Source organism: Chitinophaga oryziterrae, assembly GCF_009758125.1.
GTDB classification, from domain to species: Bacteria; Bacteroidota; Bacteroidia; order Chitinophagales; family Chitinophagaceae; genus Chitinophaga; species Chitinophaga oryziterrae.
On the sequence record NZ_WRXO01000004.1, the window covers coordinates 546,992 to 562,379 of the forward strand.

Sequence of the window (15,388 nt, forward strand, 5' to 3'; positions counted from 1 at the left end):
ACCTCCATTATGACTGGTGATACCTTATCATCAGCAGGATTTTCTATTTCGAACTAAAATTACCGGATGATACATTTACCACCTTTAATTGCCGACCTGGCATTGATACTAATTGCTGCAGCCATTACTACGCTCATCTTCAAGAAACTGAAGCAACCACTGGTACTGGGATATATTGTAGCCGGCCTGCTGGTGGGGCAGCACGTGTCTATATTACCAAACGTATCCGATGAGGCCAATATTAAAGTATGGTCAGAAATTGGTGTGATATTCCTCTTATTCAGCCTGGGACTTGAGTTCAGTTTCAAGAAACTGATTAAAGTAGGTGGGGCTTCTTCCATTACGGCGATAGTGGAAGTTACCTTCATGGTTTTTCTTGGATATTTTATAGGTAAGATGATGGGATGGTCCACTATGGATAGCATCTTCCTGGGTGGCATTCTTTCTATCTCTTCCACCACTATCATTATTCGTGCTTTTGAAGAACTGGGGATCAAAGGACAGCAGTTCGCCGGACTCGTATTCGGTATTCTTGTTGTGGAAGACCTCGTAGCCATCGTGTTGCTGGTATTACTTTCTACGCTGGCAGTAAGCCAGCAGTTTGCAGGCGGGGAAATGCTTGGTTCTGTATTAAAGCTTGTGTTTTTCCTCATCGCATGGTTTGTGACAGGCATCTTTTTCCTGCCTACACTATTAAGGACAACACGGAAACTGATGAATGAAGAAACGTTGCTGGTAACAGCCGTGGGGCTTTGCCTGCTCATGGTGGTACTTGCTACTCATGCAGGTTTCTCTCCGGCATTGGGCGCATTCATCATGGGATCTATACTCGCAGAAACTACACAGGCAGAGAAAATCGAACACCTCGTAAAACCGGTGAAAGAATTATTCGGCGCCGTGTTCTTTATATCCGTAGGTATGCTGATCGATCCGGCCATGCTGATCAAATATGCAGGCCCGGTAATGATCATCACCGTGGTGACCCTGATGGGTAAAACCATCAGTACCTGCATAGGGGCACTGGTATCTGGGCAACCACTAAAGACTTCCGTACAGGCAGGTATGAGCCTGGCGCAGATAGGGGAGTTCTCTTTTATCATCGCACAACTGGGACTGTCCCTGAAAGTAACCAGCGATTTCCTGTATCCGGTAGCAGTGGCGGTATCCGCAGTCACTACTTTCACTACGCCTTACATGATCCGCTTGTCTGCACCTATGTATGAAAAGCTGGCTGGCGTATTACCGCATCGCTGGAAAACATACCTCAACAGGTATAGTGCGGCGGCACAAACGATCTCCGTAGTGAGCGACTGGAAACAATTGCTCCGCTCTTATTTCATGAACACGGTGATCTACTTTGTGGTAATCCTGTCCATCATTCTATTATCGTATTACTACCTCTTACCATTGATCAATATTAAGATCGATGGATATAATTACGGGCGTATAGTGAGCGCTGCCATCACACTGGTATTACTCTTGCCGTTCCTCTGGGCGCTTGCTTTCCGCAGGGTGAGTAATGAAGCCTCTTCTCATATATGGGAACAGAAAAAATACAGAGGACCATTATTATTATTGCGTGTATCAAGAATTATTTTATCAGTTATCCTGATAGGTTTTTTTATAGACAGGTTCTTTTCTTACACTATTGCAGTGTTGGTAACAGCAATTATTTTGTTGCTGGTATTTATGCTCCGGCAAAGGATACAGAAATTCTATAACACGATAGAAGAACGTTTCTTTTCTAACTTCAATGCGCGTGATGCCAGGGTGGGGAATATCAATAAATCGGTGCTGGCACCCTGGGATGCGCATCTGGCAGTGGTAGAGATACATGCACATTCACCTGTAACGGGTAAAACATTACAGGAACTGGCATTGAGAGAACAGTACGGGGTAAATATTGCGCTGGTGAACAGGGGAGGGCGGAAGTTGTACGCTCCTGATAAGGATACACGATTGTATCCCGGAGATGTAATTACAAGTATTGGTACGGATGAACAGCTGGAGAAATTCAACAGTTTCCTGGAATCTGCGAATGAAGTGGGTACAAGTCTGGAAGATACGGACCCTATCGTATTGCGTCAGTTCCTGATAGGCAAACAATCCCGTCTGGCAGGTATCAATATCCGTGAAGCAGGTATCAGGGAACGTACCCGTGGTATTGTACTGGGCATTGAGCGTAAAGGACAGCGCTTATTAAACCCAGAATCCAATACCGTCCTGGATGCAGGAGATATTGTATGGGCCGCAGGCAGTGGTAAAATGCTGAACGCATTTATTAAAGAGCAGCAACAGAAATAAAGTACACGGTTAATATGCCTGAGAGTAGCACTATCCATGCATTAAGTATGCTTCAGGTAGGAAGAGGAGCTCCGTATTTGTAGCAAACAAATGGAACAACAAAACACAGACTTCGTTAGGAATCCCCTAAAACTGCTAATATCAGGGGACTCCTACCGGAGTCTATTATGTAGCATTAATAAACTACTCAGCCCACTCCAGTTCTGTAGCAACAGTTTCTTTGCCACCGTCATAAGTAGCTGTTACTTTTACAGGATATTGAGAGGCATTATAAGTGTACGCGTAGTTATTTACAATAGCGTTACCAGCAACGGCCGTAATAGTTTCAGAAATGATGTTATTGGCAGATAAATTAGCAGGCGTTACGTCTATGATGTAGCTCAGTACCGGGATGCTCTGTTGTGCATTTGGTTTGCTATCGTATTTGTAGCTGATGCCGGAGCTTAGCACGAACTCCGCTTTATCATTCAGGCGGCCCATGTTCTCCATGCTGCTGATATTGCCCTGGGCATTCCAGGTATACAGCTGACAGTTATGACTTTCAAAACCATTCTTTCCTTCCTGTTTGCTGAAAAAATAGCGTGCAGTGATTTTACCGGTATTGTTATATACCAATGAATCATAAGCATTTACAACGTTGTCCTCATAATAATTGATCTTCTCTACCAGTCCTTTGGAAGAATAGGTAAAAGTAGAAAACAGCACAGGTGCATCAGACTCGTCACCATCTGTAAACAGTGTTTTTACAAGGCGCCCGTTTTCATACACCGGTATGCGGGCTACCACGTAGCTCTCATCGCTGGTTTTGTGTGTACTTACCAGTTTAGCAATGCTTTTGTCCGCATTGTAGGTAATAACTGTTTTGTCTGTAGCGGTGGTAATACCGTGCAGGTGCATTTTACCATTTACGGTACGGAAACCACTGAGCATAGCAGCAGCCATAAGAAAGGTCGCACCAAGCGTACCCTTGTTCAATAATCCATTCATAATTGGCATAGTTAGGTGTAAAAAAACTGTACCCCATTGGCGGAGCCTACAGTAAAGATATCGTCAGTCTGTATAAACTGTATACTATTTTAGTTGGATTTTAATGCATAAAATATAATAAAAAAATACCCCGGAACAAATTTGATCCGGGGAGTAACGTCAATTTGAAGATCAAACAGCTGCTTTTGTGGAAATATTACTGCAATGGGTAGTGACTCAGTTTGAATATTATTTATGACAGCGTAGATTGGCAGATGTTGTTGATCATAAATACACGGCATCTGACTGTTTAGTTCACTGATTTAGCTTTGGAATATGGGTTCAGGATTTGTTTTTCAATTTAACTTCACCTAATATTCAGGTCAGATAAGGTGTATTTATTGATCAACAACACCTGGCGCAAAGATTATGTAATCAAACTGAGTCACTACTCTGTAATGGGTGTATGCTTATGTCATAAAATGCTTATAGTTAATCACGAAAAACTTTGCGAAATTACAAGCTTGTAAATCAGGCTGAATAATTGCAGCATGCTGTTATAAGAACGATGGAAAGTGTACACCACATAAAAGATGAAGAAATTGCAGTACTGCTGAACGATCTGTTAGAACAATACGGGTACGATTTTACCGATTATTCGTTTGCCTCGGTTAAACGCCGTTTACAAAGGGTATATGCTACCGACCGCTTCCCCAGTTTTGCCGAATTCCGGTATAAAGTGAAGTCAGACCCCGTTTATCTTACCTATCTCATGGAGCAGATAACGGTGAATGTGACCGAAATGTTCCGCGATCCTGGTTTTTTCCTGACCTTACGCAAAAGCGTATTGCCGGTATTGGCTACTTATCCTTTTATCCGCATCTGGCATGCCGGATGTTCAACAGGAGAGGAGGTATATTCCATGGCGATTTTACTGGAGGAAATGAACCTGCTGCATAAAGCAGTGATCTACGCTACTGATATCAATGAAACCGTGCTGGAGAAAGCCAGGAAAGGTATCTTTTCCCTGGCCCATATGCAGCAATATTCCCAGAACTACCAGCAGTCGGGCGGTCAGCGGGATTTCTCAGCATATTACTCCGCCAATTATGAGTATGCCAAGTTCTCCGAGAAGCTGAGCAACAAGATCATTTTTGCGGCACACAACCTGGTAACAGACCGTTCATTCAATGAGTTTCAGCTGATTGTCTGTCGCAATACCTTAATTTACTTCAATAAAGATTTACAGGATAAAGTGTTACACCTGTTCAGTGACAGCCTGGAACAACTGGGTTTCCTGGCACTTGGAGCAAAGGAAACATTACGTTTTACAACTGTAGCTCCGTTATTTAAGCCTGTATCTCAAAAAGAAAAAATCTGGAGAAAAATATCAATATGACATCGCTTCCTAAACTCCTCGTTATCGGAGGATCTGCCGGTAGCCTGGAAGTATTGCTACAGCTATTGCCAGTACTCGATACTAACTGGCCTTTATCGATGATTATCGTAATTCACAGGAAGAGCGACAGTGATTCCCTGTTAACAGAATTGCTGGCCACCAGAACAAAATTACCGGTAAAAGAAGCCGAGGAGAAGGATGTGCTGATGCCCGGCGTAATCTATATAACACCTTCGGACTATCACCTGCTGATAGAACCCGATTACTCTCTTACCCTGGATGATTCTGAAAAAGTAAATTACAGCAGGCCGAGTATTGATGTAACATTTACATCTGCGGCAGAAGTATTTGGTGACCGCTTATATTGTATCCTGCTTTCCGGGGCTAATACGGATGGTGCCGACGGACTCGCAACTGCGCGGGAACTGGGGGCTTTTACTGCGGTGCAGGACCCTGAGGAGGCAGAGGTATCTTTTATGCCAAGGCATGCCCTGAACAGCACTATTGTTGACAGGGTACTGACGATACAGGAAATGATAACATTCGTAAAATCACTGAAATAACTACTGTGGTTGCTCTATTGGTAACACCATGATAAAAGTGGCGCCTTCGTTCTCCTTACTCTGTGCACTGATAATCCCCTGATGTTTTTCCACCACTTTCTTTGCAATCGCCAAGCCAATGCCCGTTCCCTCATAAGCTTCACTGGCATGTAAACGCTGGAACAGGTTGAATATCTTTGGCAGATACATTTCGTTAAATCCAATCCCGTTATCCGTGATGGTAATCCGGCAGTAGGGTCCTTCCGCCGCAATCTCACTCTCAAATTCCTTATGTGCCACTCTTTCTCCCTTCACCTGAATACTGGGTTTCACACCTTTACGGGTAAACTTTAATGCATTGCTGATAATATTCTGGAATGCCTGTCTAAGTTGCCCTGGAATGGCCTGTAATGCCGGCATGGCCTGCACTGTAATCTCCGCGTTGGCATCCTGTACAGACAATTCAAGATCATTCAGTATTTCATCGATGGTCGCATTCACGTCCACCAGTTCAAAATTATCTCCTGCAGAAAGACGTGAATAGCGCAGCAGATCATTGATCAGCTTAGTCATTCTTGCAGAAGAGCTTACAATACGCTCCATATACCCTAATGCATCCGGATTGGAGCCCAGGTGGCGGTCGCGTAAAATGGTACCGAAAAGCTGGATCTTGCGCAGCGGTTCTTTCAGGTCATGAGAAGCCACGGAGGCGAACTGTTGCAGCTCGTGGTTACTGGCTTCCAGTGCCTGGTTCATCTCCTGTAATTCCTGGGTACGTTCTATTACCCGTTGTTCCAGGATCTCGTTCGCCTGTTTCTGATGGGCAATATCTGTGAAAGTGCCTATCCATTTGATGATACGGCCATCTTCTTCCAGCGGTATTACCCGTAGCAGGTGACAACGGAAATGATTATGAATTCTATGATGGAGATAGACTTCTTTTTCTACAGGCAGACCGGCCTTTACCGCATTCTCCCATACAAAAATGGGTTGCTGGTCCTGGTCAAATGTTTCCGGGAATTTATCAAGAGATGTGGAATAATGGAACCAGTAACGGTTCGCATATTCTACAGCCCCATCTTCACGGGCAGTAAAAGCCACCTGAGGCAGGGATTCCAGGATAGAATGCTGTTCCTGTACTTTAGCATTAAGGGCGGCCTGTGCCTGTTTACGTACTTCAACTTCCTGCTGAAGATTCGCGTGCATGGCCTGTAGCTGTCTGTTCTGCTCGTATAATTTGATGAATGTTTTTACTTTTAATAGTAAGATATCGGGGTCTACGGGTTTGGTGATGTAATCCAGTCCGCCCGATGCATATCCTTTGGCAATGAATTTTTTATCTTTATTGGCAGCAGAGAGAAACAGGATAGGTACATCTTTGACTTTGCTGTAGCCAGAGATCGCCTCCGCAACTTCGAAGCCGTCCATACTGGGCATTTGTACATCCAGTATGATCAATGCATAATTATTCTTCAGGATTTTCTTCAACGCTTCCTCTCCGGAAAGTGCTGTGTCTACTTCAAAATCGTGTAATTCAAGTGTTTTCCTTAACGAAAGAATATTTTCCTGCTTGTCGTCTACAATTAATATCATTCTTTTCAAGTATAAAGCGCCAGGGATACCTCAAAATCAAGCTAAAGATAAGAAAGTACTAAGATTTCGGGCATACTAGTTGATCCCTGATAAGAGTTCTTAACTCTTTAAAAGACAAAACGATGATAAGGGTATTGCGATTAAAAGAGACAGCCTGGATAAGACCGACCTGAAAGGATATAAGGGGCAGGATTCTTTTTATGTACAGCCGCCTTACCTGGTGCGTACCTATCCTTTATACAAAGAGGGAGAAATAAATGCGGATGGAAAACAAACGACTAAATACATTCTTGAAAATGGTGTTCTAATGGAAAAGGGAACTCCGTGAGAAGTTCCCTTTTCTATCACAAAAAGCCTAATTCCAATTTGGCTTCTTCGCTCATCATATCTTTGGTCCAGGGTGGATCAAAAGTAAGGGTTACATCCACATCAGACACTTCTTCCAACTCCTTTACTTTTTCTTCTACTTCGCGTACAATATCTCCTGCTACAGGGCAGGCCGGTGCTGTAAGCGTCATGGTAATACCAATGCGGTTATTATCACCTATCCTGATTTCGTATACAAGTCCTAACTCGTAAATATTCACCGGGATTTCAGGATCGTGTACAGTCCTCAGTACTTCTTCTATTTTATCTCTTAAATCGCTCATAATTCCGTGCCGTTTTTTTGTGATTGAGAAGTAGCCTGGTAAGCAAAAGCATACATTTTCATCTGCTTCAGCATACTTAACAGGCCGTTGGATCGGGTAGGGGACAGATGACTGGTAAGACCTATTGCCTCAATGAAATACAGGTCTGCTTCTGTAATTTCCTTCGGGGTATGATTGGATAATACACTTACCATCAGGCTGATCAGCCCTTTGGTAATTACTGCATCACTATCTGCTGTAAATACCAGTTTACCATCAATCATTTCAGTATGTAACCACACCTGCGACTGGCACCCTTTTATCAGGTTGTCCGGTGTTTTATACTTTTCATCTATCAACGGTAAATCTTTTCCCAGCTGGATAATATACTCGTATTTATCCATCCAGTTTTCCATGAAGGAGAAATCCGATATCAGTTCGTCCTGTGTTTCTTTGATAGTCATAATCCCATTATCTTAACATGGAAGCAGCTTTTTGAATACCTGCTACCAGTTTATCAATATCTTCCATTGTTGTATACATCGCAAAAGAGGCACGTACGGTACCCGGAATACAAAACGCACTCATCACCGGTTCCGCACAATGATGTCCTGTACGGATGGCAATACCCTGCTTATCGAGCAGCTCTCCCAGGTCGTACGGATGGATATCATCCACCAGGAAAGAGATAGCGCCGGATTTCTTCTTCGCCTGCCCTATGAAGCGTAAACCTTCTACTTCCTGTAAACGCTGCGTAGCGTATTCCATCAGTTGTTCTTCCCACTGCTGTATATTCTCTATACCTGCTTTCTGCACATATTCCACGGCTGTTCCCAGGGCAATAGCGCCACTGATATCCGGTGTACCGGCTTCAAACTTATACGGGAGTACGTTGTAAATTGTTTTGGCAAAAGTAACGGTCTTGATCATATCTCCGCCACCCTGGTAAGGAGGCAGTTTATCCAGCCATTCTTCTTTACCGTACAATACGCCTATACCGGTAGGACCGTATAATTTATGTCCGGAGAATACCAGGAAGTCAACGTCCAGTTCCTGCACATCTACCGGCATATGCTGTATTGCCTGCGCAGCATCCAGCAACACAGGGATATTACGTGCATGTGCCCGGGAGATGATCTCATGTACGGGATTCACTGTACCTAATGCGTTAGACACCCAGGTAACAGCAATGATCTTTACACGGTCATTCAGCAAAGCAGAAAACTGGTCCATCAGTAACTCACCCTGTTCATTCATAGGGATTACCTGTAACTCAGCGCCTCTGTCTTCACACATGATCTGCCAGGGAACGATATTGGAGTGATGCTCCATCGCAGATACCAGCACAATATCTCCCGGTTTGATCACGCTACGTCCGAAAGAGTTGGCCACCAGGTTAATACCATCGGTAGTGCCTTTGGTAAAGATGACTTCTTCCGGTTTCTGTGCATTGATAAAGCTGGCTATAATTTTACGGGCACCTTCATATGCATCTGTAGCACGCTGGCTAAGGTGATGCACACCACGGTGTACGTTGCTGTTGATGGTAGTGTAGTATTGTTCCAGGGCATCCAGAACGACCTGTGGTTTCTGCGTGGTAGCCGCATTGTCAAGATATACCAGCGGTAAGCCGTATACCTTTTCCTGTAACAGCGGGAAATCCCTTCTGATCTTCTCTACGTCCAATGCCGGAACAGTTATGTCGGGTACGTGTTGCATAATGAATATTATTATTTCTCTGATACATTTGAGGTCATCCAGGTATGAACCCGGATGACCTCATACAAAGATCGTAATTTCTTACTTAATTAATTGTTGATAGCGCCAGATACATACTTGCGGATCTTCTCAGAAAGGAAGTCCTGCAATGCCGGGATATGTACCTGGTCGGTAATGTCAAACGCAAAAGCGTTTACCAGCAGTGTTTTCGCTGCTTCTTCGCCAATACCGCGGGAACGCAGGTAGAACAAAGATTCTTCGCTGAAACGGCCTACCGTGAAACCATGGCTGCATTTCACATCATCCGCATATATTTCTAACTGCGGCTGTGAGTTGATGCTTGCCTTTTCGCTCATCAGCAGGTTATTGTTCTGCTGGAAAGCGTTGGTTTTCTGTGCATCCTGGTGTACATGGATCTTACCGGTGAAAACACCATTGGAGTTGTCCAGTAACACGCCTTTGTACAGTTCATTACTGTTACAGTTAGGCACCAGGTGATCAACGAATGTATGGTTATCTACATGCTGCTGATCAGTAGCGAGGTAAAGGCCATGCAGGTTTGTTTCTGTATTGCTGCCGGTGAGGGCTACACTCAGGTTATTGCGTGTAAGCTCTGCGGACGGCAGGGTGAAGTTGAAGTGATGGTAACGGCTATCTGCCTTCTGCACGGTAGAAGTATGATAAATATGACGGCTGTTCTTTTCACTGCTCTGCAGGTTGTAATGCCACAGCTCTGCGTTTTCTTCCAGTATTATTTCAGTAACACTGTTTACAAAAGCGATCGCTGTTTCATTCAGGCCTACGGAAGATTCTACAATCTCCAGTGTGGCGCCTTTATGCAGCACCAGCAGATGGCGGGGCTGTATGAAGGCATTTTCTGCGGTAGTGTAGATATGGAGGATGTGCAGGGGTTTATCCAGACTGGCATTCACACCAGCTTCGATAAAGAGACCGTCTGCAAACAGGGCCGCATTCAACGCAGCAAAGGGCTGTTGTTGCAGGTGCGGGTGTTTATCGAACCATAACTGTAATTGAGTATTGTTAGCTGCACCGCTGAGTGTAGAGATGGAGACCTTTCCTTCAGCGGGTAGTTTGGATAATGCCGTTTGCAGGCGTCCGTTCACCAGTACAGCTGTGTAGCTGTCCAGTTGAGGGACCCTGGTATTCACCGTTTTCAGTTGTTCAGCGGTGATAGTACCTTCTTCCTGCGCTAAGGAAAAAGAGTCCTTCAGAAAGCGTTGTATATTGGTATAGCGCCATTCTTCTGTTTTCACAGAAGGCAGACCCAATGCCCTGAACCGGCTGAAAGCCAGCTGGCGTGCAGGAAGGATCGCGTTATCCGCGTCTTTCCTCAGCTCCGGCCCCGGCAGCCCGTTTGATATAAAGTCGAAAAATGATTTGTCGCTGGTCATGTTCTGGTTAAATGTTAAACGGATTCTTTCTGGTGTACCTCTTCTTTCAGCCAGTCGTAGCCTTTTTCTTCCAGTTCCAAAGCAAGTTCTTTGTTACCGGTTTTTACGATACGGCCATCATACAACACATGTACAAAGTCAGGAACGATATAGTCCAGCAGACGCTGATAGTGGGTAATAACCATGAAAGCCTTGTCTACACTACGCAGTTTGTTTACACCAGCAGCAACGATGCGGAGGGCATCGATATCCAGACCGGAATCCGTTTCATCCAGGATAGCCAGTTTTGGGTCCAGCATGGCCAGTTGAAAAACTTCGTTACGTTTCTTTTCACCACCGGAAAAACCTTCGTTCAGAGAACGGTTCATCAGATTGGCATTAAAGTCTACCAGTTGCTGTTTTTCCTTTGTCAGTTTCAGGAATTCCTTTGCTTCGATAGGAGCCAGGCCGTGGTAGGTCCGGATTTCATTTAAGGCAGTCTTCAGAAAATTCAGGTTAGATACACCTGGTATTTCTACCGGGTATTGGAATGCCAGGAAGATACCTTCGCGGGCACGGTTTTCAGGAGAGAGATCCAGGAGGTTCTTACCTTCAAAGATTACTTCACCTTCAGTAACCGTATAATTTTCACGACCAGCCAGTACAGAAGACAGTGAGCTTTTGCCGGAACCGTTAGGTCCCATGATAGCGTGCATCTCACCTCTTTTGATTTCCAGGTTAATGCCTTTCAGTATTTTTTTACCGTCTACTTCTGCGTGCAGATTTTTAATCGTCAGCATGATATATTTCTCTGTTGTTTTTCTTGTATAAATGTTGTTGATATATTACCCTACACTACCTTCCAGTGTGATAGACAGCAGTTTCTGCGCTTCTACGGCAAACTCCATCGGGAGCTGGTTCAGCACTTCTTTTGCGTAGCCATTTACGATAAGGGCTACTGCTTTTTCTGTTTCTATACCACGTTGATTCAGGTAAAATATCTGGTCTTCCCCGATCTTGGAAGTAGTAGCCTCGTGTTCAACGGTAGCAGTACTGTTCCTTGATTCTATATAAGGGAAGGTATGAGCGCCACAACGGTCACCTATTAGCAGGGAATCGCATTGCGTATAGTTACGTGCATTGGCAGCACGTGGTCCTACCTGTACCAGGCCGCGATAGGTATTATCGCTATGACCAGCAGAGATACCTTTGGATATGATACGGCTGCGGGTATTTTTGCCCAGGTGGTATATTTTGGTACCGGTGTCTGCGATCTGTTTGTTACGGGTCACTGCAACAGAGTAGAATTCACCCTCAGAGTTATCACCCTGGAGGATCACACTGGGATATTTCCAGGTGATGGCAGATCCGGTTTCCACCTGTGTCCAGGATATTTTGCTACCGTTACCTTTGCAGATACCGCGTTTGGTAACGAAGTTGAAGATACCGCCGTTACCGTCTTTATCTCCGGGATACCAGTTCTGTACAGTAGAGTATTTGATTTCTCCGTGATCCAGCGCAACCAGTTCCACTACTGCGGCATGCAGCTGGTTCTCATCGCGTTTAGGAGCGGTACAACCTTCCAGGTAGCTTACGTAGGCGCTTTCATCAGCGATGATGAGGGTACGTTCAAACTGACCGGTGTTTTCTGCGTTGATACGGAAATAGGTACTCAGCTCCATTGGGCTGCGCACTCCTTTTGGAATATATACGAAAGAACCGTCGGAGAATACGGCGGCGTTCAGTGCAGCGAAGATATTATCGGAATGAGGAACCACGGTGCCCAGGTATTTCTTTACCAGTTCAGGGTGATGTTTAACAGCTTCTCCGAAAGAGCAGAAGATGATGCCCAGTTCTTCCAGTTTGGCGCGGTAGGTGGTAGCTACGGATACGCTGTCGAATACGACGTCTACGGCCACGCCAGCCAGTACTTTCTGTTCTTTCAGTGAGATACCCAGTTTATCGAAGGTAGCCAGCAGTTCAGGATCTACTTCATCCAGGCTGTTCAGCTTTTTCTTCTCTTTAGGCGCTGCATAGTAAGACAATTTCTGAAGGTCCAGTTCCGGCATTTGAAAGTGCTGCCAGTTAGGGAACTTCATTTTCTTGAAAGCAGCAAAACCTTTTAGTCGCCATTCCAGCAACCATTCCGGTTCCTGCTTTTTAGCAGAGATAAAGCGAATGGTGTCCTCATTGAGGCCAACAGGAGCGATATCCATCTCAATGTCAGTAGTAAAGCCGAACTCGTATTCCTTGTTGGCTATATCATCTATTATTTCGTTGCTATTTCTCATTTTCCGAATTAGTTAATTAATGCTACACCGCAAAACTTTCTCCACAGCTACACGTACGGGTAGCGTTTGGGTTGTTGAAATACAGGCCCTTGCCATTCAGTCCGTCGGAGTAGTCGAGTTCTGTACCGTACAGGTACAAAAGGCTTTTCATCTGCACCACTATCTTTACGCCTCTGTCTTCAAATGTCTGGTCTCCTTCCTGATGATCAGTGCTTTCAAATTTCATCACGTATTCCAGTCCGGAGCAACCGCCGCCTTTTACGCCTACGCGTACAAAGGTATCAGGGGCATGATTTTCTTTGATCATGAGCGCCTTGATATATTCGCCTGCTTTTTCTGATACTGTTATCATATTGCTTCCTTATTATAATTAATGTTGAACCGTTCTTACCATCCTGGCATCCCCCAGCAGGGAGATCACCATATCGAACTTATGTTTATAGGATACTGTAAAATCATTCGTTTCGGCATCGTACAGGTGTTCTTTCATAATAGGTACGGAAAATGGCAGTACCCATGCCCTTAATGCCTTCGCTACCGAATCCATCGCATTAATGCCCTGCATAGCCTGTGAACCATCTCCCCAGCAGACCAAAGCTACAACCTTTCCTGTTAAATAAGGATGACTGAGCTTGCTGGTCATTTCCAGCCAGTCCAGGGTGTTTTTCATCACCCCGGTCATGCTCCCGTGATAAAGTGGCGTTAACCACACATGCACATCTGCTTTCAGGAAAGCGTCGCACATCGCCTGTACGGGAGCAGGCACTTCTCCTTTAGGGTATTCAAAAAATGGAATATGGCCACCTGCCGGACTGAACACCTCTGTATTAAAGCCTTTCTGACGGAATTGCTCTTCAAAGTAACTTGTCAGTTTATTCGCCGTAGTATAGGGGCTGCTGTCCATCGTGCCGTTGAAGATCAATACATTCATTCTATCTATGTTGATGTAGCAACAAATTTTTTTTACTCCTACAAAATTACGACATTTGATAATAAAACAAGTAATAACTTGGAAAATTATAGACCCATCACCAAAGCGACGGCAGACCGGTTCCTGCAGTTACTGAAGACGAAAGGGCCACAATCGGCCGCAATGCTCGCTGCCGCTTTACAAATAACAGGAGAAGGCGCTCGGCTGCAGCTATTAAAGCTGGCAGAAGAGGGCCTTGTGATGTCGGCTACCACTACAAAAGGAGTAGGCCGTCCCGTACAAATCTGGAATCTTACCCCCCAGGGGCATGCTCATTTCCCTGATACGCATGGAGAATTTACCCTGCAACTCATAGAAACCATCCGTAAAGAGCTGGGCGATGCAGCGCTTGAAAAAGTAGTGGCTGCCCGCGAACGTCTGCAACAGGAAAAATATACCCTTGCCCTTCAGGGCATCACCGATCTGGCCGAAAAGCTGGAACAGTTCGCTGCCATACGTACCTCCGAAGGATACCTGGCCGAATGGCATGCAGAAGATGAGGGTTTTATCTTTGTAGAGAATCACTGTCCCATTTGTAATGCAGCTTCAAAATGTGCAAATATCTGTAAATCAGAGCTTAATACCTTTGCATCTATATTAGGAGATGAAGTGGAAGTTATCCGTACCAACCACATTATTGCCGGAGATCGCAGATGTGTATATAAAATAGCCCTTATAAAATCAGTACCAGCGTACCTCCCATAATCAACGCCGCCCCAATGGCAGTTTTGATGGTCAGTGCTTCATGTAAAAATACAATTGACAGCACGATAGTCAATGCCACACTCAGTTTATCCACAGGAGCTACCTGGGATACTTTCCCGATCTGTAATGCTTTAAAGTAAAATATCCAGGATGCCCCTGTTGCCAGTCCCGACAATACCAGGAAAAGCAGTCCATGTTTTGATATATGCTGTAATCCCTTGCTTTCTCCCCGGAACAGCACAATACCCCAGGCCATTATCACAATGATGATAGTCCGGATGGCAGTTGCCAGGTCCGAATTAATATCCGCCACACCTATTTTAGCAAAAATGGCTGTCAGCGAAGCAAAAATAGCAGAGAGCAAAGCGTAAATCACCCACATAGATCAATAAATTCTTTTACCAAGGATACTTAAACTCCTTTCTACATTATCGAGTACGGCAATATTGGGCAGATGTGCCCATTCTTTAAATCCCAGTTTCTCAAACAACCGGATGCTGGGAAGGTTATGCGAAAAGATGAATCCCAGTAAAGTATGTATTTCAAGGGAGGGACATTGTGTCATCGCGTATTCTAAAATAGCTTTTCCCTGACCCTTACCACGCTGATTTTCATGTAGATAGATGCTTATTTCTGCAGTTCCATTGTAAGCCGGGCGCCCATAAAATGACTGGAAGCTGACCCATCCGACACAAATACCGTTCTCTTCCACCATCCATAAGGGGCGTTTTTCCGGGGAATGTTCATTAAACCATTTTATCCGGCTATCTACTGTAACTGGTTCAGTATCAGCAGTTACCATTCTTCCTGCAATGGTAGTATTATAGATCTCAACTATTTCCTTTAGATCTTCTGTAGAGGCATTCCTAAATAGCATGG

16 protein-coding genes are annotated in these 15,388 nt (G+C 44.7%); 4 read left to right on the forward strand and 12 right to left on the reverse strand.

Going from position 1 to position 15,388, the window contains the following annotated elements:
- The first annotated feature begins 66 nt into the window (after window positions 1–66).
- Window positions 67–2,304: a monovalent cation:proton antiporter family protein gene (locus GO495_RS17080; RefSeq protein WP_157300927.1), complete on the forward strand. Its 2,238-nt coding sequence runs from the start codon at window positions 67–69 to the stop codon at window positions 2,302–2,304.
- Window positions 2,305–2,487: 183 nt separating this feature from the next.
- Here the strand turns inward: GO495_RS17080 and GO495_RS17085 are convergent, their stop codons facing one another.
- Window positions 2,488–3,291, reverse strand: coding sequence for a hypothetical protein (locus GO495_RS17085; protein WP_157300928.1), 804 nt, complete (start codon window positions 3,289–3,291; stop codon window positions 2,488–2,490).
- 547 nt (window positions 3,292–3,838) lie between these two features.
- On the opposite strand from GO495_RS17085, the gene GO495_RS17090 reads away from it, so the two are divergent.
- Entirely contained in the window at window positions 3,839–4,669 is an 831-nt protein-coding gene (locus GO495_RS17090; RefSeq protein ID WP_157300929.1) for a CheR family methyltransferase, read from the forward strand.
- Window positions 4,666–5,232, forward strand: coding sequence for a chemotaxis protein CheB (locus GO495_RS17095; RefSeq protein ID WP_157300930.1), 567 nt, complete (start codon window positions 4,666–4,668; stop codon window positions 5,230–5,232). The genes GO495_RS17090 and GO495_RS17095 overlap by 4 nt, the downstream gene beginning before the upstream one ends.
- Here GO495_RS17095 and GO495_RS17100 read toward each other — a convergent pair whose 3' ends face one another.
- From GO495_RS17100 to GO495_RS17140, 9 genes are all read right to left on the reverse strand, one after another.
- Window positions 5,233–6,804: a hybrid sensor histidine kinase/response regulator gene (locus GO495_RS17100; protein WP_157300931.1), complete on the reverse strand. Its 1,572-nt coding sequence runs from the start codon at window positions 6,802–6,804 to the stop codon at window positions 5,233–5,235.
- Between the two features lie 344 nt (window positions 6,805–7,148).
- Complete coding sequence (locus GO495_RS17105; RefSeq protein ID WP_157300932.1) at window positions 7,149–7,454, reverse strand: iron-sulfur cluster assembly protein; 306 nt, start codon at window positions 7,452–7,454, stop codon at window positions 7,149–7,151.
- Window positions 7,451–7,897, reverse strand: coding sequence for a SufE family protein (locus GO495_RS17110; RefSeq protein ID WP_157300933.1), 447 nt, complete (start codon window positions 7,895–7,897; stop codon window positions 7,451–7,453). The genes GO495_RS17105 and GO495_RS17110 overlap by 4 nt, the downstream gene beginning before the upstream one ends.
- Window positions 7,898–7,904: 7 nt before the next feature.
- A complete protein-coding gene (locus GO495_RS17115; protein WP_157300934.1) occupies window positions 7,905–9,152 on the reverse strand; it encodes an aminotransferase class V-fold PLP-dependent enzyme in 1,248 nt (415 codons plus the stop codon).
- An 89-nt stretch (window positions 9,153–9,241) separates the two neighbouring features.
- Window positions 9,242–10,564, reverse strand: a complete 1,323-nt coding sequence (gene sufD / locus GO495_RS17120; RefSeq protein WP_157300935.1) for a Fe-S cluster assembly protein SufD — start codon at window positions 10,562–10,564, stop codon at window positions 9,242–9,244.
- A gap of 14 nt (window positions 10,565–10,578) precedes the next feature.
- The gene (gene sufC, locus GO495_RS17125) at window positions 10,579–11,343 is read right to left on the reverse strand and encodes a Fe-S cluster assembly ATPase SufC (protein ID WP_157300936.1); all 765 of its coding nucleotides are present in this window, start codon (window positions 11,341–11,343) and stop codon (window positions 10,579–10,581) included.
- A gap of 45 nt (window positions 11,344–11,388) precedes the next feature.
- A complete protein-coding gene (gene sufB, locus GO495_RS17130) occupies window positions 11,389–12,834 on the reverse strand; it encodes a Fe-S cluster assembly protein SufB (protein WP_157300937.1) in 1,446 nt (481 codons plus the stop codon).
- A gap of 22 nt (window positions 12,835–12,856) precedes the next feature.
- On the reverse strand, window positions 12,857–13,186 hold the full coding sequence (locus GO495_RS17135) for a HesB/IscA family protein (RefSeq protein ID WP_089787123.1): 330 nt from the start codon (window positions 13,184–13,186) through the stop codon (window positions 12,857–12,859).
- Window positions 13,187–13,204: 18 nt separating this feature from the next.
- Complete coding sequence (locus GO495_RS17140; RefSeq protein ID WP_157300938.1) at window positions 13,205–13,765, reverse strand: NADPH-dependent FMN reductase; 561 nt, start codon at window positions 13,763–13,765, stop codon at window positions 13,205–13,207.
- A gap of 78 nt (window positions 13,766–13,843) precedes the next feature.
- Between GO495_RS17140 and GO495_RS17145 the strand changes: the two genes are divergently transcribed.
- Window positions 13,844–14,509: a helix-turn-helix transcriptional regulator gene (locus GO495_RS17145; RefSeq protein ID WP_157300939.1), complete on the forward strand. Its 666-nt coding sequence runs from the start codon at window positions 13,844–13,846 to the stop codon at window positions 14,507–14,509.
- Here GO495_RS17145 and GO495_RS17150 read toward each other — a convergent pair.
- Window positions 14,478–14,891, reverse strand: a complete 414-nt coding sequence (locus GO495_RS17150) for an EamA family transporter (protein ID WP_157300940.1) — start codon at window positions 14,889–14,891, stop codon at window positions 14,478–14,480. The two genes, GO495_RS17145 and GO495_RS17150, sit on opposite strands and share 32 nt — an antisense overlap.
- Before the next feature lie 3 nt (window positions 14,892–14,894).
- Window positions 14,895–15,386 carry a GNAT family N-acetyltransferase gene (locus tag GO495_RS17155; protein WP_157300941.1) on the reverse strand — a complete coding sequence of 164 codons (492 nt, stop codon included), beginning with the start codon at window positions 15,384–15,386 and terminating at the stop codon, window positions 14,895–14,897.
- Window positions 15,387–15,388 lie beyond the last annotated feature (2 nt).

Coding starts and splice junctions, on each gene's coding strand:
- sufB (WP_157300937.1), bottom strand. CDS start 12,834: ATGAGAAATAGCAACGAAATAATAGATGATATAGCCAACAAGGAATAC.
- GO495_RS17100 (WP_157300931.1), bottom strand. CDS start 6,804: ATGATATTAATTGTAGACGACAAGCAGGAAAATATTCTTTCGTTAAGG.
- GO495_RS17140 (WP_157300938.1), bottom strand. CDS start 13,765: ATGAATGTATTGATCTTCAACGGCACGATGGACAGCAGCCCCTATACT.
- GO495_RS17115 (WP_157300934.1), bottom strand. CDS start 9,152: ATGCAACACGTACCCGACATAACTGTTCCGGCATTGGACGTAGAGAAG.
- sufC (WP_157300936.1), bottom strand. CDS start 11,343: ATGCTGACGATTAAAAATCTGCACGCAGAAGTAGACGGTAAAAAAATA.
- GO495_RS17090 (WP_157300929.1), top strand. CDS start 3,839: ATGGAAAGTGTACACCACATAAAAGATGAAGAAATTGCAGTACTGCTG.
- GO495_RS17085 (WP_157300928.1), bottom strand. CDS start 3,291: ATGAATGGATTATTGAACAAGGGTACGCTTGGTGCGACCTTTCTTATG.
- GO495_RS17080 (WP_157300927.1), top strand. CDS start 67: ATGATACATTTACCACCTTTAATTGCCGACCTGGCATTGATACTAATT.
- sufD (WP_157300935.1), bottom strand. CDS start 10,564: ATGACCAGCGACAAATCATTTTTCGACTTTATATCAAACGGGCTGCCG.
- GO495_RS17135 (WP_089787123.1), bottom strand. CDS start 13,186: ATGATAACAGTATCAGAAAAAGCAGGCGAATATATCAAGGCGCTCATG.
- GO495_RS17150 (WP_157300940.1), bottom strand. CDS start 14,891: ATGTGGGTGATTTACGCTTTGCTCTCTGCTATTTTTGCTTCGCTGACA.
- GO495_RS17105 (WP_157300932.1), bottom strand. CDS start 7,454: ATGAGCGATTTAAGAGATAAAATAGAAGAAGTACTGAGGACTGTACAC.
- GO495_RS17095 (WP_157300930.1), top strand. CDS start 4,666: ATGACATCGCTTCCTAAACTCCTCGTTATCGGAGGATCTGCCGGTAGC.
- GO495_RS17155 (WP_157300941.1), bottom strand. CDS start 15,386: ATGCTATTTAGGAATGCCTCTACAGAAGATCTAAAGGAAATAGTTGAG.
- GO495_RS17110 (WP_157300933.1), bottom strand. CDS start 7,897: ATGACTATCAAAGAAACACAGGACGAACTGATATCGGATTTCTCCTTC.